Annotated in this window: 1 protein-coding gene; it reads right to left on the bottom strand. The window is 47.6% G+C overall.

Features of this window, described 5'->3' with window-relative positions; translation table 11 throughout:
• Positions 1-443 (bottom strand): hypothetical protein (locus H5985_RS09290; protein ID WP_205051023.1); only part of this gene is annotated, 443 nt, incomplete at both ends.

Raw genomic sequence — 443 nt, 5'->3', positions numbered from 1 at the left:
GTTGGATTAAGAGTTTGCTCTGTGGGCAAATAGGTGCGTTGAGCAAAACTCTCGAAACTGCAGACAGAAGAATGAGGCTGCAGGATTAAGAACATGGCCAAGGACAACAACTCTCGATACTGAGAGGGAAAAACGGCTTGCAGATCAGCCGTTAAACCGCTTTGCTCGGCGATGCTGTCCAAAACGTAAGTGGCTCCGGCCTCACAAGCTCGTGCTTTAGAAGCAAATTCGGTAAAGGTCAGCTTCTCTTCAGTGGGATCCAAAAAGATGATTTCATGGTCTTGATAGATAGCCTCGAAGCCTTTGTATTGAGGGTTCTCAGAGAGGAACTTACGGCCGAAAACGACCTTATTACCCACGAGTTTACCGACGGTTTTGCGGCTGATGCAGCGAGACTTCCCGTTAATCCACTGGTTTTTATAGCGAACAATGTAATCGGTCCC

The organism is Parasutterella secunda, from assembly GCF_016901835.1.
GTDB classification, from domain to species: domain Bacteria; phylum Pseudomonadota; class Gammaproteobacteria; order Burkholderiales; family Burkholderiaceae_F; genus Aphodousia; species Aphodousia faecavium.
This window is presented reverse-complemented; position numbering and strand designations above follow the sequence as displayed.